This is a genomic window from Halorubellus litoreus, from assembly GCF_037081675.1.
Lineage (GTDB): Archaea > Halobacteriota > Halobacteria > Halobacteriales > Natrialbaceae > Halorubellus > Halorubellus litoreus.
The window spans coordinates 212,570-230,152 of sequence record NZ_JAZAQL010000003.1; the positions used below are offsets into that span (position 1 = coordinate 212,570).

Annotated in this window: 16 protein-coding genes; 5 read left to right on the top strand and 11 right to left on the bottom strand. The window is 68.3% G+C overall.

Translation table 11 applies throughout. The annotated features are described in order from the left end of the window. Window positions 1-142 precede the first annotated feature (142 nt). Window positions 143-2,749 (bottom strand): efflux RND transporter permease subunit, encoded by a 2,607-nt coding sequence (locus VYJ16_RS15925; RefSeq protein ID WP_336351303.1) that lies wholly within the window; start codon window positions 2,747-2,749, stop codon window positions 143-145. 222 nt (window positions 2,750-2,971) lie between these two features. On the opposite strand from VYJ16_RS15925, the gene VYJ16_RS15930 reads away from it, so the two are divergent. From VYJ16_RS15930 to VYJ16_RS15940, 3 genes are all read left to right on the top strand, one after another. Beyond that, entirely contained in the window at window positions 2,972-3,739 is a 768-nt protein-coding gene (locus VYJ16_RS15930) for a TrmB family transcriptional regulator (protein ID WP_336351304.1), read from the top strand. A gap of 160 nt (window positions 3,740-3,899) precedes the next feature. Then, complete coding sequence (locus VYJ16_RS15935; protein WP_336351305.1) at window positions 3,900-5,855, top strand: PAS domain S-box protein; 1,956 nt, start codon at window positions 3,900-3,902, stop codon at window positions 5,853-5,855. Window positions 5,856-5,991: 136 nt separating this feature from the next. Then, on the top strand, window positions 5,992-8,328 hold the full coding sequence (locus VYJ16_RS15940; RefSeq protein ID WP_336351306.1) for an AAA domain-containing protein: 2,337 nt from the start codon (window positions 5,992-5,994) through the stop codon (window positions 8,326-8,328). Between the two features lie 77 nt (window positions 8,329-8,405). Here VYJ16_RS15940 and VYJ16_RS15945 read toward each other — a convergent pair whose 3' ends face one another. Together VYJ16_RS15945 and VYJ16_RS15950 are read right to left on the bottom strand one after the other, a co-directional pair. Beyond that, the gene (locus tag VYJ16_RS15945) at window positions 8,406-9,413 is read right to left on the bottom strand and encodes a S1C family serine protease (RefSeq protein WP_379762713.1); all 1,008 of its coding nucleotides are present in this window, start codon (window positions 9,411-9,413) and stop codon (window positions 8,406-8,408) included. 223 nt (window positions 9,414-9,636) lie between these two features. Further along, complete coding sequence (locus VYJ16_RS15950) at window positions 9,637-10,065, bottom strand: Rieske (2Fe-2S) protein (protein ID WP_336351308.1); 429 nt, start codon at window positions 10,063-10,065, stop codon at window positions 9,637-9,639. Between the two features lie 134 nt (window positions 10,066-10,199). On the opposite strand from VYJ16_RS15950, the gene VYJ16_RS15955 reads away from it, so the two are divergent. Next, entirely contained in the window at window positions 10,200-10,466 is a 267-nt protein-coding gene (locus VYJ16_RS15955; RefSeq protein ID WP_336351309.1) for a hypothetical protein, read from the top strand. 133 nt (window positions 10,467-10,599) lie between these two features. Here VYJ16_RS15955 and VYJ16_RS15960 read toward each other — a convergent pair whose 3' ends face one another. Genes VYJ16_RS15960 through VYJ16_RS15970 form a run of 3 tightly spaced genes read right to left on the bottom strand, consistent with a single transcriptional unit; the run spans window position 10,600 to window position 11,644 of the window. Beyond that, complete coding sequence (locus VYJ16_RS15960) at window positions 10,600-10,809, bottom strand: helix-turn-helix transcriptional regulator (RefSeq protein WP_336351310.1); 210 nt, start codon at window positions 10,807-10,809, stop codon at window positions 10,600-10,602. Next, window positions 10,806-11,213: a hypothetical protein gene (locus VYJ16_RS15965; RefSeq protein WP_336351311.1), complete on the bottom strand. Its 408-nt coding sequence runs from the start codon at window positions 11,211-11,213 to the stop codon at window positions 10,806-10,808. Before VYJ16_RS15965 ends, VYJ16_RS15960 begins: the two co-directional genes overlap by 4 nt. Before the next feature lie 17 nt (window positions 11,214-11,230). Next, window positions 11,231-11,644 carry a DUF2178 domain-containing protein gene (locus VYJ16_RS15970; RefSeq protein ID WP_336351312.1) on the bottom strand — a complete coding sequence of 138 codons (414 nt, stop codon included), beginning with the start codon at window positions 11,642-11,644 and terminating at the stop codon, window positions 11,231-11,233. Window positions 11,645-11,840: 196 nt separating this feature from the next. Between VYJ16_RS15970 and VYJ16_RS15975 the strand changes: the two genes are divergently transcribed. Then, on the top strand, window positions 11,841-12,515 hold the full coding sequence (locus VYJ16_RS15975; RefSeq protein WP_336351313.1) for a hypothetical protein: 675 nt from the start codon (window positions 11,841-11,843) through the stop codon (window positions 12,513-12,515). A 46-nt stretch (window positions 12,516-12,561) separates the two neighbouring features. Here the strand turns inward: VYJ16_RS15975 and VYJ16_RS15980 are convergent, their stop codons facing one another. The 5 genes from VYJ16_RS15980 to VYJ16_RS16000 form a co-directional block, all read right to left on the bottom strand. Next, entirely contained in the window at window positions 12,562-13,443 is an 882-nt protein-coding gene (locus tag VYJ16_RS15980) for an ABC transporter permease (RefSeq protein WP_336351314.1), read from the bottom strand. A 171-nt stretch (window positions 13,444-13,614) separates the two neighbouring features. Then, window positions 13,615-14,208 (bottom strand): hypothetical protein, encoded by a 594-nt coding sequence (locus VYJ16_RS15985; RefSeq protein ID WP_336351315.1) that lies wholly within the window; start codon window positions 14,206-14,208, stop codon window positions 13,615-13,617. Between the two features lie 89 nt (window positions 14,209-14,297). Beyond that, the gene (locus tag VYJ16_RS15990; RefSeq protein ID WP_336351316.1) at window positions 14,298-15,179 is read right to left on the bottom strand and encodes an ABC transporter permease; all 882 of its coding nucleotides are present in this window, start codon (window positions 15,177-15,179) and stop codon (window positions 14,298-14,300) included. 79 nt (window positions 15,180-15,258) lie between these two features. Further along, window positions 15,259-16,575, bottom strand: a complete 1,317-nt coding sequence (locus VYJ16_RS15995) for a cytochrome P450 (protein WP_336351317.1) — start codon at window positions 16,573-16,575, stop codon at window positions 15,259-15,261. A gap of 77 nt (window positions 16,576-16,652) precedes the next feature. Continuing rightward, complete coding sequence (locus VYJ16_RS16000) at window positions 16,653-17,468, bottom strand: UbiA prenyltransferase family protein (protein ID WP_336351318.1); 816 nt, start codon at window positions 17,466-17,468, stop codon at window positions 16,653-16,655. Between the last annotated feature and the right edge of the window lie 115 nt (window positions 17,469-17,583).

The following is a 17,583-nucleotide window of genomic DNA, read 5'->3' on the forward strand; positions in this document are numbered from 1 at the left end:
TCCGTCCAATCCCGCTTCCGCCACGCGATCCCGCTTCCGCCACGCGATCCCGCTTCCGCCGCGTGAGGGTCGACCGGTCGACGGACGTCCGTGGGCGAGTGGCGACGTGGGTCAGTCGTCGCCTTGCGAGTGGCGATGTCGGTCAGTCGTCGCCCGGCGCGGGGCGAGCGGCTGGTTCGATGTCCACGTCGGCGTAGCGCGTCCAGAGCACGAGGAGGCTCGGGAGGACGAAGACGCTCGCGAGGAACGCGTAGATGATGGCGGTCGCGGTGACGAACCCGAACCGCTGGAGGCTCGGGACGAGCGCGAGCATGAGGACGCCGAACCCGCCCGCGGTGGAGACGGCGCTCGCGAGCAGCGCCCCGCCGGTCCCCTGGAGGGTGCGTTCGAGCGCCGGAACGGCGTCGCCTTGCTCGCCGAGTTCCTCGACGAAGCGTTCGCCGATGTGGATGGCGTAGTCGACGCCGATACCGATGGCGATGCTCGCGATGATGGCGGTCTCGGTGTTGAACGAGATGCCTGCGAGGTACATCGTCCCGAACAGCCACGCGAGCGCGAACACGACCGGCGTCATGACGACCGCGCCGAGCGAGAGCGTGTCGTACCGCCGCCAGAAGACCCCCGTCAGGAAGACGATGATGACGCCGAACGTTATCGCGAACCCGGTGACGAGCGTCTCCAGGAGCCCGCGCTGGACGAGCTCTTGGACGATGGGCGTCCCGGTGGCGGTGACGGTGAGGTCGCTCCCGGACTCCATCGCGGTGGCGACGTCGCGCATCTCCGCGGTGACGGTGCCGGTGTCGGCGCCGCCGACGAGCGCGACGCTCACGCGGAGCGCGCGGTACTCGCCGCCCTCGCGGTAGAACGCGGCTTCCGCGGCGTCTGGGTTCGCGCGGTAGACCGCGTCGTACACCGCAGTGAGGTTCCCGTCCGGGACGCCGTCGCCGTCCGCGTCGTTGCGGGCGACGACGTCCGCGACCGTCTCGTTCGCGGCGGCCGTCCGTTGGACGACCTCGAGCGGGCCGTCGACGCGGAGGCTGCCGTCGGCGAGCGTGACCGCGGTCTCGGTGCCCTCGAGGTCGCCTTCGGCGGCGGCGAGCCGTTCGAGCGTGTCGGGCGCGGTGACGTCGCCCTCGACGAGGAATATCGCCCTGGATTGGTCGCGTGACTGCACGAACTGCTCGTTGATGTAGACCGCGTTCGACCGGAGCGAGTAGTCGCTCGGCGCGAACGGCTCGGGGAGCGAACTCATCCAGTCGGGAGTGTCCCGCGGGAGGAAGTCCACCTGGTCGATGCTCGTGTCGATGTCGGTCGCGGCGACGCCGCCACCGGCGCTGAGGACGAGCGCGAGCGCGACGACGACCACGGGCGCCCGCCGTGCGACCGTCGCGCCCGTCGAGAGCGCGCGGCCGGCGACGCCACCGCGGCCGAACGGGCGCTTCTTGCGAGCGAACCCGATACGCTCCGCGACCTCCTCGAGTTCGACCTTCAGCGGTGGGAGGAGGACGCCGAACACGAGGAACGCGGAGACGATACCGACCGCGGCGACGGTCCCGAACTGCTGGATGGAGACGATAGGACTGACGAGGTTCGACCCGAACCCGACCGCGGTCGAGAACGTCGCCGCGCCGATCGCGACGACGACGCCGGTGAGCCCGCGCGTCATCGCCTGCCGGACGTCGCGGTCGGAGTCGTCGAGTTTCGCCTCGCGGTACCGCATGACGACGTGGAGCGCGTAGTCGATACTCAACCCGATGAGGAGGAACGGGACGGCGATGATGAGTTGCGTGACGCCGATGCCGAGCCACCCCATCGCGCCGCCCATCCAGACGAGGACGAGGACGACGCCGAGCAGGCCGAGCGCGACGTCGAGGACGTCCCGGTACGCGACCCCGAGGAGGGCGACGATGAGGAGGAGCGCGACGGGCGAGATGAACGCGAAGCTCTCGCCGGTCGCGGTCCCGGCCTCCTCGTCGACGATACCGAGCCCGAACGCGAACGCCTCGGGTTCGATGACGTCCTCGGCGTATTCCTGGATAGCGAGTTGCCCGTCGGTCACGGCCGCGGGGAGGTCGTCGGACGCGGCCCCGCTCGTGTCCTGGAAGACGAACATGATGCGGCCGCTCGCGGACGTCGACCCGGCCTCGTAGTCGGTCGCGAGGAGCGTGTACGGGTCGACGGGCCCGCGGTCCTCGCGCTCCGGGTCGAGGACGTCCGCGACGACGGACTCGACCTCTGCGGGCGACATCGACTCGAGTTGCGCGATCTGCTCGTCGAGCGTCGGCTGACTCGGCGGGCCAGCGGCACCACCTGACGACCCGTCAGAACCCCCGGGGGGTCCGCCGCCGCTCCCGTTCCGGGCGGCCTCCGCCCTGATGGCGGCGGTCGCGACGACGTTCGACAGGCCGACGACCGGCTGGTCGGCGCGGAGCGTCGCGTTCACGTCGGAGTCGTCGCGTATCGCGCGCTGGAATCGGAGCGTCGAGAGGAGCGATTCCTTCGTGAGGACGTCGTCGCCGCGGACGACGACCTGGACGACGGTGCTGTTCTCGCCGTCGGTCGTGAAGTTCGCCTCGGCGTAGTCGAGTTTCTGTGCGGCCGCGGAGTCGCTCTCGAAGCTCGTGATGGAGAGGCCACCGTCGAGGTTCGCGGCGCCCGCGCCGACGAGGAGCGTCGCGACGAGCATGAGCGCGACCACCGTCTTGCTGTAGGTGGTGACGAAGGCCGCGTAGCGTGCCGGGAGTGTCATCTGGGCGTCCCTACGACGCCGGAGCAAATAAGTATTGTAGAATCCTACAACAAACACTGGATTCGGGACCGGGGGACTGATACGACCCCTCCCCGTAGACCCGATACCACCGGACGCGACCGCGTTCGACGACCGAGCACGCGGTCGCATCGTCGCGACCGAACGCGATACGCGACCGAACGCGATTCGCGACGCCACCCGACACAGACTCCGCCACTCACCATGAGCGCACAGGACGCCGTCGCCGCACTGAAACGACTCGGCCTGCCGAACTACGAGGCGCGCGTGTTCGTCGCCCTCCAGGAACTCGGCGCCGGGACCGCACAGGCCGTCAGCGACCGCTCCGACGTCCCGCGCTCGCAGGTGTACGGCGCCGCGGACGAACTCGCCGAACGCGGACTCGTCGAGGTCGTCGAATCCAGCCCGAAGGAGTACCGGCCGGTCGACCTGGCGACCGCACGCGACCTCCTCACCGAGCGCCTCGACCGGGAGCGCTCGCGCGCGTTCGAGAACCTCGAAGCCATCCAGGCGACCGGCAGCGACCACTCGAAGGGCCAGGACGTCTCCACGCTCCGCGGTCGCCAACCCATCGACGACCGCATCGTCTCCCTCGTCGAGGACGCCGACGCGTTCGTCGTCCTCGTCGCCCCCGAAGGCGATTCCCTGAGTGAGCGCGTCACCGCGTCGCTCCGGGACGCCGCCGCCCGCGGCCGACGCGTCACGGTCCTCACCGCAGACCGGTCGGTGAACGACCGGTTCGCCGACGATCCCGTGCAGGTCGTCGTCATGTCCGAGGACAACCCCGCGGACTTCGCCGGACGCGCGCTCATGGTCGACGACAGCACCGTCCTGCTCGCGGTCGAGACCGACGACGACCCGCTCGGCGAGGAAGCGATGTGGACCGCCGACTCCCGCATCGGCGGCATCCTCGCGCAGTTCATGCAGTCCGGCATGGACTCCGGCACCGACCACGAAGACGCCGGCGAGTGAACGAGTCACCGGAGGCACGCTACCGACGCCGGCCAGCAGAACGAGTTACCGGAGGCACGCTACCGACGCCGGCCAGCAGAACGACGTAACCTGTCGCCCTCGCGGCCGATTCCGGCAATACAGGCCCACTGCTTTTGACGAACGGCGTCGTACGTCTTCCATGACACTACCCGTCCGCGTGCTGCTCGTGCCGGCAGCAAGCGAGAGCGCAGCGCGACTGCGCGCCGCCCTGGAACGCGAATCGGACTTCCTCAAGGTCGACGTCGCGGCGACCGCCGAGGAGGCGCTCGCGCGACTCGACGCGGACGTGTACGACTGCGTGCTCGCCGACCACCCACTCCCCGACGCCACCGGCCCGGAGTTCCTCGCCGCCGTCCGCGACCACCATCCCGTCCTTCCGTTCGTGCTCGCGACCGACGAGGGCAGCGAAGCGGTCGCGAGCGAGGCCGTCCGCCGGGGCGTCACCGACTACGTCCCGTCCCCGCCAGGTCGCCGCACCGCCAGGGAACTCGCACGGCGCGTCCGCGAAGCCGTCGAACGAACGCAGACCACGAGCATCCGAACCGACCGCGTCTCGCTCGACCCGTCGAGTCGTCGCGAGAGCGAACGTCGGTTCCGCGAGATAAGCGAACTGAGTCCCGACGCGATATTCCGCATCGAAGCGGACGGCACCATCCGGTACGTCTCACCCGCCGTCGAGAGCCTGCTCGGGTACGCGCCGGACGACCTCGTCGACGAGCAATTCCAAATGCTCGTCGACGCGGACAGCCTCGAGACGGCCGTCTCGGGGTTCCAGCGCGTCCTCGACGGCGACGTCGTCCACGACCTCCCCGTCGTCCTGCGACGCGAAGACGGCGTCCGTATCGACACCGAGGTCAGCGCCAGCCCCGTGTACCGCGGCGACGACGTCCACATCGTCCAGGGGTTCGCGCGCGACGTCACCGAGCGCCGCGTTCGCGAACGCCGCCTGCACCGCCAGGAGGCACTCCTCGAGAACAGCCCGGACGCGTTCTACGTCACCGACGCAGCCGGCGAGATAACGTTCCAGAGTCATCCGTCCGCGGACGTCCTCGGGTACGAACGGCGAGACCTCGAGGGCGAGAGCGTCCTCCAGTACATCCACCCGGACGACCGCCAGGACGTCCTCGCGGACTTCGAGTACCTCCTCGCGAACCCGACCGAAGCGGTGACGACCGAGTACCGCTACCGTAACCAGGACGGCGACTGGCGGTGGATGGAGAACCGCGCCGTGAACCTCCTCGAGGACCCCGACGTCGAAGGCATCCTCGCCGTGAACCGGGACGTGACCGAACGGCACCAGCGACAGCGCGAGCTCGAAGCGACGAACGAACGCCTCGAGCGGTTCGCGAGCGTCGTGAGCCACGACCTCCGGAACCCGCTCGCGGTCGCCGTCGGCGCCATCGACCTCGTCGCGATGGACTGCGACGACCCGCATCTGGACAGAGCATCCGACGCGCTCGACAGGATGGACGCCATCATCGAGGACGTCCTCGCGGTCGCGCGCCACGGCGAAGACCACCTCGACACGGCACCGGTCGACCTCCACGAGACCGTCCACCGCTCCCTCCGAACGCTCGACCTCGGCGACGCGACCGTGCACTTCGGCGAGAACACGACGCTCTGGGCCGACGAACGACGACTCAGTCAACTCCTCGAGAACCTCCTCCGGAACGCGGTCGAGCACGGCTCTCCCTGCTCCCGGACGGAGTCCGGGAACGCCGTGGAACATGGTTCCACGAGCAATCGGCCGGGGGCCGATGACGCCGTCGAGCACGAAGCAACGACCACCGACCGCGACGCGACGGGGGACTCGGACGCTCGGAGCGCCGTCGAGGACACCGCGGCCAGCGGCGACGTGACGATCACGGTCGGCGCGCTCGACGACGGATTCTACGTCGCCGACGACGGCCCCGGCATCCCCGAAGCCGACCGCGAGCGCGTCTTCGACACCGGCCACACGACCTCAGAGACCGGAACCGGACTGGGGCTCGCCATCGTCACCGACGTCGCCAGCGAGCACGGCTGGACCGTCAGCGTCGACGAGAGCGACGCAGGCGGCGCGCGCTTCTCCATCCACGGCGCCCGCACCGAGTGAGGTCGTCGCACGCACCGCGAGTGGGTTCTTCGCACGCACCGCGAGCGAGGATCTTCGCACGCGCCGGGCGAGTCGCCGGCCGCGAACGGAGCGCCTATACCGAACGGTCGATTCCGCACGGACGAGACGACTCGCCATGACGGAAGGAGACCACGGCCCGAGCGACGACCGGGTCGACGACCTCGACGACGCGTGGAGCGTCGCGGGCGCGTCGCTGTACCGCGCCGACGACGACCCTGGCGACCCGGAGCGATTCGGGGGAACGATGGGGGCGAGCGCGCTCGCGACGGCGCTGGACCGCGCCGCGGAGACGGTTCGGGAATCCCCGCCGGACGCGAAGGGATACGCGGTCCCGCTCCACGACGCCGACGGCCCGCGCGTCACCGACGAGTACGTGCTCTGGCGGCCCGAATCCGAGCAGTTCGGGTGGTACGACACCGGGTTCGGTATCGACGGCACGGTCCGGTTCGTCGACGTCGCCGACGCCGCGCGAACGACGGTCTGTGACCGCTTGCGGTTGTGGCATCCCGACGAGCAGGGCGACGTGGAACCCACGTCGAGCGAGGCCAGCGATAGCGACGACGCCGACGAGGATGCGGGCGCGGTGCCGCCGACGGTCGTCGACCCCGACGCGTCGCGGTCGCCCGACGACGTGGACGCGTTCTTCGACGACCTCCGGGCGACCGTGACCGCCGAGCGCGCCGCAGCCAGACGCGCGAATCGCGCCCGGCACCGGAACGCGACCCTGCGCGCGCTCGCGAACGAAGGCGTCGCAGCCGGGCCGTTCGTGTCGCTCGGGCGCGCGAACCGCGAGGACCACATCGGCGAGTTCGTCCTCCAACGCCCCGAGGGAACCACGACCGGCGCGCACGACGGGCGAACGGGACCGACGCTGCATCGCGACAGCGTCCTGCTCGTCGACAGCGACGACCACGACCCCGACCTGCCACTCGCCGTGCGCACGACCCGCGTCGACGACCCGGTCGTCCGCGTCAAACCCGCACGCGCCGGGGACGTTCCACTGGAGCGATTCGAGGACCTCCTCACGGACCGCGACCGCGACTTCTACCTCGCCCCGCTCCTGAACCCCGTCCCGTTCGAACGCCGGACGGACGCGCTCGACGCCGTCGCCGAACGCGACGCGAAACGCGCGCTGTTCGCGACGACACGCCCGATCCGCTTCGACGGCGACACCATGTCGACGCCGAGCACGCCACTCGACCTGAACGAGTACCAGGAACGCGCACTCAAGTGGGCCGCGGACGCCCAGGACGTCGCGCTCGTTCACGGCCCACCCGGAACGGGGAAGACCCGGACGCTCACCGCGTTCGTCCTGCACGCCGCGAGCCGCGGCGAACGCGTGCTCGTCACCGCGCACTCGAACCAGGCCGTCGACAACCTCCTCGTCGGCGACAGCACGCTCGACTCGCCCGAAGCCGGGACGCTCCACGCGTTCGCGACAGGCGCACAGGGCGACATCGACGTCGACGTCGCGCGCGTCGGCCGGCAGTCCACGAACGACGTCGTGAACCGCGAGTACGCGAGCGCGTCCGTCGCCACCGCCGACGTCGTCGCCGCCACCACGAACGGCGCCGCGCGCTTCGACGCGGACGCGTTCGACGTCGGCGTCGTCGACGAAGCGACCCAAGCCAGTCGCGCCGCGACCGCCATCGTCCTCGACGCCACCGAGCGCGTCGTGCTCGCCGGCGACCACCGACAACTCCCGCCGTACGCCGCCGTCGACGCCGACGCCGACGAAACCGACGCCGGTACTGACCCCGACCTCCGACGGTCGTGGTTCGAGGACGTCCTCGACGCGTACGGCGACGACGTCGCCGTCCTCCTCGGCCGCCAGTACCGGATGCACGACGCCATCGCCGCGTTCCCGAACGACGCGTTCTACGACGGCCGGCTCGAGACCGCCGCGAGGAACGCCGACTGGCGCGTCGACGACCGCGAGCCGCTCGTGGCCGTCGACGTCCACGGCCCCGAGCGCCAGGAGGACGGCGGCGACTCCTACTACAACCCGACCGAGGTCGACGCGGTCGCCGACGAGGTCACGGCGCTCGTCGACGGCGCACTCGACCCGGCCGACGTCGGCGTCATCTCGATGTACGCCGCGCAGGCCGACCGCATCCGCTCGCGACTCGCGAACGGCGACGTCCCCGGCGGCCGCCTCGTCACCGTCGACACCGTCGACTCCTTCCAGGGCGGCGAACGCGAGGCCATCGTCGTCTCGTTCGTCCGCAGCAACGACACCGGGAACAGTGGCTTCCTCGAGACGCCGACCGTCGGGCCACGCCGTCTCAACGTCGCCCTCACACGCGCCCGGAAACGCCTCGTCCTCGTCGGCGACTTCGACACCCTCGGCACCGTCGCCCCACACCGAACCCCCGAGGACTCCTGCGCGCACCTCTACCGCGAACTCGCTGCCACCGTCCGCGAACACGGCCGCATGCAGACCCGACACTGACCGAACCCGCTCGAGCTACTCGCTACCGCGCCAGGCCCTCGCGGCGGTCTGTCGTCGTCGACACCACCGCGACCACCTCACCCGCTCGCGCCCCTCCGGCGGCGCCCACGCCACCGCGACCGCTCACCAGGCGCTGGCCGTTCGTCGAGCGCGAACCGCTCGGTGACGCGCTCACCGTCCCGGAGCACCTCGACCGAGACGACCTGCCCGGGCTCGGTCTCCGTCACGAGGTACCGCGTGAGCTCCTCGTGGGAGTTCACCGGCCGCCCGTCGATACCGACGACCACGTCCCCACCGACCGGAACCTCGCGCCCCCGGACCGTCCGCGTTCCACTCGCAGGCACGAGGACGCCCGCCGCCGGCCCGTCACCGACGTCGACGACGAGCACCCCACCCGGTTCGTCGAGGTCGTTCCCCGCCGCGACCGTCGGCGACACGTCGAGCGTCCGGATGCGCGCGTACGAGTGCCCGACCTCGCCGTACTCGACGAGCGACGGCGCGACCCGACGCAGAATAGGGGCACTGATCGCGAACCCGATGTTGTCCCCGCTCCTCGCGCGATTCACACCGACGACGCGCCCGTCGAGGTCGACGAGCGGCCCGCCGCTGTTCCCCGGATTGATCGCCGCGTCGGTCTGGATGCTGTCCGGGATAGCGAACCCGTTCCCCGACGGCGACGACCGACTCGTCCCGGAGACGATACCGCGCGTCATCGTCCCATCCAACCCCATCGGGTTCCCGAACGCCGCGACCGCCGTCCCCGGCACTGGGTTCTCGCGAGCGACCGGGAGCGGCACCGCCTCCACGGGCAGGTCGTCGACGTACAGGACCGCCAGGTCCGTGTACGGGTCCACGCCGTCGACGGTCGCCGTCCGCCACTCGCCGCCACTGAATCGCACGTCGACTGCGTCAGCGTCCCGGACGACGTGCGCGTTCGTCACGACGAACCCGCGTTCGTCGAACACGAACCCGGACCCGGCACCACCGCTCGACCGGGGGTCGTCGGCGTCGGCGGTCAGGTACACCGACACAACCGACGGAATCGTCTCCCGATACAGCGCCGCGTACGTGGTTTCCTCGTCCATGTGGTAGGGGTCGCCGACGACCACGCACCTCGTCGTCGCCGCCGAACTAACCTCGGGTTAGCACCACTCGTATATACACCGCCCGGTAGCTGTTAGCACGCCACGAGATACATCGAGGACGGGCGACCAGACCGGCACCCACACCGCGAATACGAGTCACACTGACCAGTTACACTGAGTAGATACCCGAGCGACAGCGCCCGATTAACGCCTCAATACCCCCCTACAGGTTGATGTGCGACGTCGACGACGGCATGTCGTCATCGTCGTCGTCACCCTGCACCGGCCCCTCGTAGAGATACGTCAACTCCTCGTCCACCAAGTACACCTGCCCGTCCTCCACCACCACGTCCACGTCCGCGAGCGTCATCCCCTCCGCCTTCCCGCTATCACAGTCCCCCGAACACGTATCGAACGTCGACCCATGCCGCGGACAGATCATCTCCCCATCCCGCACCACCGCCCCAACACCCTCCCGCGCCAGCCGCTGATCGGGCTCGTGCACGCAGAAGTTCCGGAACGCCGCCACCCCATCCTCGCACGGCACCACCACCACCTCACCATCGTCACCGTACGAATCCCGAACCGCGAACAGGTACGACCCCGACTCGTGCACCGCCTCCACGCTCGTCACCCGCGTCCGCGCACTCATACCACCCACCACCAACCCATCGCACAAATCGTTTGGGCACCCCCCAGGGCTAGTGCGCACCGCACCGCGGCCGAGCCCTCGACCACGGGCTCGCGACGCCCGGGACGCAACGGGCGGCGCGGCGCGAGGGCGTCATGGGGCGGTGCGGGGAGGGTGCGGGGAGAAAGAGGGGTGCGGGGAGAAAGAGGGGTGCGGGGAGAAAGAGGGGTGCGGGGAGAAAGAGGGGTGCGGGTGTGGATAGTCACGAAGACGTACGCGACGAGCGGCGCGATGAGGCCGCGGCGGATGGGGAACTTGCCGACCACCCAGAGGAGGGTGCTGAGGGCGGGGACGGACCGGTCGAATTGGTGGGCGATGCAACTCCGGACGTGGTGGTGTGTGCGTCGGTCATCGGTGGGTGAATCCGTGTCGTGGCGTGTCGAGCGAGGCGGTCGCGTGGCTGGTGAGCGTCTCCGTTATTCGACGACTCGCTGTCGAGCGAGCGATGGTTTCTCTGGCGGTCCGTTTGCGTTCGTTTCTCGGGCGGGTCGGTGATCAGGCGGTCTCGGCGTCCGCCTCGAGCTCGAAGAGGTCTTCGACGAGGCAGTCGAAGTACGCGGCGAGCTTCAGTGCGAGTTCGAGCGACGGGTCGTAGCGATCGCGTTCGATGCTGTTGATGGTCTGCCGGCTGACGTCGACGGCGGCGGCCAGGTCGGCCTGACTCATGTCGGCGTCGGTCCGGTGCTCGCGGACGTGGTTCTTCATCGGCGGAGTCGCGTCACCCCGTACGCGAGCCCCCAGGCTGCCAGGACGGCCACCCAGCCGAGGAGGGCGCCGTCGACGAGCGGCGGTGCGTCGTAGATGCCGGCATCCGCGAGCGCGCTGAGGCCGGGGCCGAGGACGACGAGTGCAGCGACGACGGCGAGTATCGTGTGGTGGCTCGCGAGTTGTTCGAGGGCCACGTCGCGCTCGTCAACGACGACGTCGCTCCGGTAGAGAACGGCGAACGCGACGACGGAGAGCGTCCAGTACGTCGCGACGGCGACCACGTGATGTCCGAGGAGGTCGAGCGTGAGGAACGAGGTCATCGCGGCGGCGACGAGAGCGGCGAACAGGCGTCTGTCGCGGCGGCGGTTCGCGAGCGGGTCCGAGTCGTCGTCTCCGAGCATGGAAGTGAGTGAGTTCGTCATATCAGTCGTTGGTGGTACTGCACGGCGATTATGTAGACGCCGAAGACGCCGGCGAGCGCGGACATCGCCCCCCAGAACGCCTCGGGAGCGGCCGCGACGTCCGCGGCCTGGAGTGCAGCCATCCCCGGTGCACCGGCGATGAGTGCGAACGCGGCGACGGTGAGCGTCGTGCCAGCGCCCTTCGCCATGATCTCGTGGTCTCGTTCGTCGTACGAGTCCGCGTCGGTGAGTGACCCGTACGCGATGAACCCGAGGTAGCACAACCAGTAGAGGCCCACGCTGACGAGCGGGTAGTCGAGCGCGAGGCCGGCGAGGTACGCGACGCACCCGAGGGCGACGAGCCCCCAGATGACGCGCCTGTTGCGCTTCCGGGCGACGAGCGGGTCGTGGTCGAGTTCGCGTTCGAACATGGCGGTAGTGGAAAGCTCGTTTGTCGTAAAGTATGCTTTACACCACAGCCGGTGTGACCCAATTATAAAATTCCTTCGCTCCGGGGTCCATCCCCCCAAAGCTCGCCCAGCACGACGAGGAAGCATTCACCCGGCCAGGAGGCATGACAGGAACCGAACGCTTTTGTTTCGTGCTAATTGTATTTGAATCAATGTCTTGGACGACTGGTTTTCGTGTCGGTCGCCCCGAGCCGACGCCACCCCGAACGCGGACAGCCTTCTTCCTCGCTACCGACGACGGAGGCCATCGATGAGAACGGTCACAGTGGACAAATACCGCTGCAACAAGCACGACACACTCGTCGTCGACGCCACACAGTACGTCCCCGACCGGCACGCGTTCACCAGATATCACTGTCATCGCGACAGCGGCGTCACCCATCCAGACGCAGCAACGAACGGTGCCGCAGTCGCGCTCTTCTGCGCGCTGGAACCCCAATACTCGCCGCCCAGGACCGTTGTCACCGCCGTCCGCAAGGACGGGGGCGCGACCAACCCAACCACGAACGAGACGGTCCACGCTGCTACGTGGGCGCTCGACCAGGTCGACGCAGACGACGTCATGCTCGACACCTTCGCGGGCACGCGGAGAGCCAGCGCCGACGAGGACGGCGTCGCCGTCGAAATCACTGACGGTCCCGGACGGCCGCTCGAACAAGACAGCCGTCTATGGGATCCGTTTGAGATCCACGCCGCTGCCCATCGTGGAGCTGCCACGCACGTCTTCCAGACGACCGTCCCCGTTCGCTCTCCGATGGACACGACCGACGTCAAGGACGACACTGAAGCGGTCGAACCCACGCCCGAAACGACAGCGCACGCCTCACGCTAACTCCCAACGAAGAACCCGGGGCACGCACAATCCTCGCACTCGGTCGTTACGCGCCAGCGTCGTCGCCGAAACGAGCCATCAGTGACGCGGTGAACGCACCACAGACGAACGTCAGCGCCGCAAGGAGACACACCGCGGGAACGAACGCGCCCAGAATCGGCCCGAGGCCGGACACAGAGACGACCGTCACTGCGTCCCCGCCCAGAACGAGCGCGCGAACCGCGTCGACCGCGTACGACACCGGATTCACGGCGGCGACCGCTCGAACCCAATCCGGGAACGCTCCGAGTGGCAGCAACCCGGAGGAGAGGAACAGTAACGGGAACTGGAGGAGGTTCGCGACCGCGATGATGACTTCCTCGGTCTCCACGACGAGCGCGATGGCGTTCGAGACCGCCATGAACCAGAGCGCGAATAGCACGGCGACGAGGACGATGCCGACGACGCCCAGCAACCCCGTCTCGATCCGCGCGCCGATAGCGACGCCGAGCGCGACGACGACGAGCACCTGGACGACGATCCGAGCGAGTTCCGCCGCGGCCTTCCCGGCGAACACCGCCCCGGTACTCATCGGCGACACGAGCACCTTCTCGAACATCCCCGACCGGATGTCGTCGAACGTCCCGACCCCAGACGAGATAGCCGCCGCCAGCGCCGCCTGCACGACGACCGCCGGCAGCAGGAACGTGACGTACTCGACGGATTCGAGCCCCGTCTCCGCGAGTGCTGCAGCACCGACCGCGCGGAACACCTCCGTGAACAAGAGGAGAGCCACGATGGGTTGCACGAGGACGACGACGATGACGAACGGGTTCCGGAGCGCCTTCCGATGCCATCGCTTGCAGTTCGCCCACGCGTCGCCGACGAACGAGTTCCCGTCCCGTGGTGCAGGGCCGTCGTCGCCAGCTGTCGCCGCAGTCCCGCTCATGGTCGCCCGGTGACCTCGCTCTCGGTCGGTCGCGTCGAGCGTTCCCGTCCCCGTTCCTGTTCCGGATTCACGTCCCCAAGCTTCAACATCGTCGACAAACACGTATTCTTCCCGTTAAGACCCTTCGAAAAATACCTAGTTGGCGTCCCGCAGCTCGGAAGTAGTCCGGCGTCAGTTCTCGAGCGAGACCGCGAACGGACTGTCCGCATCCGAGTCCCAGCCGAGCAACACGAACGCGACCGCCCCAGCCGCCAGCGACAGCGCAACCAGGACGTCCACCGCGCCGAATCCCTCCCGGGTCACGGCGACCACGACCCTGAACGCCGGTATCGGCAGGAGAACCGCGAGCACCCGACGCTGCGTCGCGAGATACAGTAACGTTGCGGTGGGGATGATGACGCCACCGGAGAGCGTGAAAACCGTCCGTGCCGGGAGCCACACGAGCACACTCACCGCGGCAACGAGCGCCCATCCCTGAACGAGCGACGACCAGTCGAACCAGCGCCAGACCGCGTACATGAGTACGGCGACCGCGAGCAACGCCACGCCCTGGAGAACGTTCACCAGGTCCCCGTCGATCGGTTGCGCTTCGAGCGCCATCGCCAGCAGGAAGCCGGCCACGTCGATGCCCAGCACCGCGAGGAGATGATTCCGTAAGCGACCGCCGCCCCCCCATCGCCACCCGAGGTACGCCATCACCGGGAACAGCATCGGGAGCAGGAACCGCGGTTGCGTCGCCAGATCGGCCAGCCTGAACACGTCCATCTTCTTTTCTACACACCTCTTTCCTCCGTAATCATACAACGGTTACGGTCCAATCTGACGCGCTCGACACCCCCCGAGGGCGACTGCGCTCAGACGAACGTCGACGCGTCGACCCGGTCGACGTACGCCACGAGGAGCCCGCCGAACGCGACGTTCAGTCCGACCAGGACAACAACCGCGACCAAGACCGGATCGAGGATGCCACCGAACCACGACACCTCGACCACCATCGGCACGCGACGACCGAGGACGAGCGCGCGAAGGGCGTCCACCGCGTACGTCACCGGATTCACCGTCGCGAACGCGCGAATCCATCCCGGCAGCGCCGACAGCGGGAGGAACGCCGAGGAGAGGAACAACAACGGGAACTGGAGGAGGTTCGTCCCCGCACTGATCGACTCCTCGTCGGTCGTCACCACCCCGAGCGCGTTCGAGACGATCATGAACCAGAGCGCGACCAGCAGACAGATGACGAGAACGGCGACGACACCGAACGCACCCGTCGCGACCTCTCCACCGACCGCAACCGCGAGCGCGAGCACGACGAGCACCTGCACGACGATACGGAGGAACTCGGACATGCCCTTCCCCGCGAACACCGCCGTCGTCCGCATCGGACTGGCGAGTACCTTCTCGAACATCCCGCTCTCGATGTCCGTCACCAGTCCGATACCGGACGTCAACGCAGACGCGAGCGACACCTGCATGACGACCGCCGGCACGATGAACGTCACGTAGTTCACGCCCTCGAACCCGGTGTCAGCGAGGACGATCGACGCGGCACCGCCGAAGACCAATCCGAACATCAAGAGCGTCAGTATCGGTTGGACGAGCGAGACGATGATGACGAACGGACTCCGCATCGTCTTCACGTTCCACCGGCGGAAGTTCGCGACCACGTCCCGCCGCAGTGACCGCTCGCAACCACCCACGGTCTCGGACTCCGACGCGTCCGCACGCGGCGAACTCACCGCGCGACCACCCCCGTCGCAGGCCAGTCGTCCTCGCGAGCTCGGTTCGCGGGTCCCCAGCCGCGTCCTCGAATGGAGGTCATCGCCGCTGGACGGTCGCCACGTGTTCGGTCGCGGGCCGAAGCGTCATCGACGGCGTGAACTCGATGTCGCCGTCGACGGACACGTCCAGGTCGACGCGACCGACCATCTCCGCGAGTGCGATGACCATCTCCTGACGCGCCACCTTCTTCCCCGGACAGAACCGCGGGCCGCCACTGAACGGGAAGTACGAGAACTGCGGTCTGTCGAAGTCGCCCTGCCATCGCGACGGATCGAACGACTCCGGGTCCGTCCAGAAGCGCTCGTCGCGATGGGGGACCCACTGCGGAAGGATGAACTGCGTTCCCTCGTCGAACTCGTAGCCGCCGACGGTCACCGACTCGGTCGCCATCCGGTTGACGCCGACGGTCGGCGGGTAGAGCCGGAGCGTCTCCGAGAGCACGTGCTGGGCGAGCTCCAGTTCGTCGACGTCTGCGGGTTCGAGGGCGTCCCCGTCGACGACGCGGTCGTACTCGTCGCGGAGCGACTCGAGGACCGACGGGTGCTCGTCGAGCAACCGCCAGGCGTGCATGAGCGACCCGCCCGGGGAAGAGGTTCCGGCGAGGAGGAGTCCGACGAGGTTGTGTCGCACCTCGACCGTCGAGAGCACGCCCCTGTCTGCTGCTTTCAGAAGGAGCGAGCAGACGTCTTCACCCTCGGATTCCCCTCGTCGTTCCTGGATGCACTCCTCGACGTACTCGTCGAGAGTGCGGACGGACTGCTCGAACCGGCGGTCGGTCGGCGTCGGCACCCAGTCCGGGAGGTAGCGACCGATCCGCCGGAGGTTCGCGCGGTCGATGAGTGCGTCCGACGCGGAGATGACGACGTCCTCGTCCCCGCGGATGTCGATGCCGAGGAGCGTATCGGTGAGCATCCGCATCGTGAACACGCGCATCTCCTTGTGGAGGTCGAACGTCTCGCCGTCGGACCACGCGCGGACCGACTCGACGGCTTCGTCGATCATCCGCTGTCGGTACGCCTCCACGGTGTCCCCCGTGAACGCCGGTCCCATCGCTTTCCGGCGTCGCCGCCAGTCCTCGCCCGTGGACATGTTCACGGCGTTGTCCGTGATGCCAGCGAAGCTCTCCTGTTGAGCGGGACCGATGGTGAAGCTCCCGTGCTTCTTCACGAGGATCTCCTGAATCATGTCCGGGCCGGTGACGAGGTAGAACGACTGTATGGGCGTGTCCACCTCGACGATGTCGCCCTTGTTTCCGAACGTCTCTATCGCGTCGATAGGGTCCCGTGCGTACTCCAGGGCGTGCCCCAAGAACGGCGTGCCCTCGGGCTTCGGCGGGGACTGCGCGTCTGACATGGAACGGGCTACCGGACGGAACCGTATATTACTACTGATATAGGAGCGTTGAAATTATGTTCGTGTCGGGTCTTCGGTCACGTCGACGCCGTTCCCGAGCCGTCCCGTTCCCCTCGGAAGTTCGTCTCGAGCGTTCCGAAGAACCAGAGCGACCCGAGGTGGCAGGCCAGCAGCGCGAGGACGACGGGACTCCCCGAGAGCACCACGAGGACGAGCGTGCCGAGGGACTTGAGCGCCACCTCGGCCTGCTTGGTCCGTCGACACCCGAACCGCGAGGCGAGCGTGACCTTCCCCGCCTCCCGGTCGCCCTCGACGTCCTTCGCGTTCCGCGCTTCGAGACCGGCGAAGACGATGAGGAACCACCCACTGAACAGTCCGGCGGCGTCGGCTACGGAGACCGACAGCGGCGAAATGAACACGAAGATGAACACGAGCATGTACCCCCACGTGAACGCGACCGCGAGCGAGTCGAGGGGGAGCGGGACCGTCTTTATCTCGTCGTAGAGCGCGAGGACGACGAGGGGGACGTGCGCGAGCGCGACCGTCGCGACGCCGGTCACGTCCGGGGAGAACACTGTCGCGAACAGCGATAGTTCGAACAGGAGGAACGTCACCACTCCGAGCCCGACGAGTTCCGCGTGGTACTTTCGGACGAGTGCTGTTCGCCCCGGGTTGTTTATCTCGTCCTCCTCGGTCACGTCGAGCCTGTCGACGACGTAGATGAGCGTCATCACGGCGGTGGCGGTCACGAACCCCTCGCCTGCCGCGAAGTACCCGCCGCCGAGGTACACCGCCGAGATGACGAGTATCAGCACCGAGTTGACGTTCAGGTACAGGCTGCAACTGACGACGAGGTCGTAGATATCGCTCACGGTGTACTTCGGCCCCCTCATCGTTCCGTGCCCCCCGGTTCGCCGTCGGCCGTCGGCCAGTTCGGCGAAGCAGCCCCAGAGCCCTCTTTCGGTTCTATCCCCCACGAGTTCGCACACCCGCACCCTTTTAATTTCA

Bases quoted from the DNA above. Each gene is read 5' to 3' on its own strand.
- VYJ16_RS15965 (WP_336351311.1), bottom strand. From the start codon at position 11,213: ATGCTCGGAGACGACGACTCGGACCCGCTCGCGAACCGCCGCCGCGAC.
- VYJ16_RS15980 (WP_336351314.1), bottom strand. From the start codon at position 13,443: ATGAGCGGGACTGCGGCGACAGCTGGCGACGACGGCCCTGCACCACGG.
- VYJ16_RS15925 (WP_336351303.1), bottom strand. From the start codon at position 2,749: ATGACACTCCCGGCACGCTACGCGGCCTTCGTCACCACCTACAGCAAG.
- VYJ16_RS15950 (WP_336351308.1), bottom strand. From the start codon at position 10,065: ATGAGTGCGCGGACGCGGGTGACGAGCGTGGAGGCGGTGCACGAGTCG.
- VYJ16_RS15935 (WP_336351305.1), top strand. From the start codon at position 3,900: ATGACACTACCCGTCCGCGTGCTGCTCGTGCCGGCAGCAAGCGAGAGC.
- VYJ16_RS15985 (WP_336351315.1), bottom strand. From the start codon at position 14,208: ATGGACGTGTTCAGGCTGGCCGATCTGGCGACGCAACCGCGGTTCCTG.
- VYJ16_RS16000 (WP_336351318.1), bottom strand. From the start codon at position 17,468: ATGAGGGGGCCGAAGTACACCGTGAGCGATATCTACGACCTCGTCGTC.
- VYJ16_RS15970 (WP_336351312.1), bottom strand. From the start codon at position 11,644: ATGTTCGAACGCGAACTCGACCACGACCCGCTCGTCGCCCGGAAGCGC.
- VYJ16_RS15940 (WP_336351306.1), top strand. From the start codon at position 5,992: ATGACGGAAGGAGACCACGGCCCGAGCGACGACCGGGTCGACGACCTC.
- VYJ16_RS15960 (WP_336351310.1), bottom strand. From the start codon at position 10,809: ATGAAGAACCACGTCCGCGAGCACCGGACCGACGCCGACATGAGTCAG.
- VYJ16_RS15930 (WP_336351304.1), top strand. From the start codon at position 2,972: ATGAGCGCACAGGACGCCGTCGCCGCACTGAAACGACTCGGCCTGCCG.
- VYJ16_RS15995 (WP_336351317.1), bottom strand. From the start codon at position 16,575: ATGTCAGACGCGCAGTCCCCGCCGAAGCCCGAGGGCACGCCGTTCTTG.
- VYJ16_RS15955 (WP_336351309.1), top strand. From the start codon at position 10,200: ATGGGGCGGTGCGGGGAGGGTGCGGGGAGAAAGAGGGGTGCGGGGAGA.
- VYJ16_RS15945 (WP_379762713.1), bottom strand. From the start codon at position 9,413: ATGGACGAGGAAACCACGTACGCGGCGCTGTATCGGGAGACGATTCCG.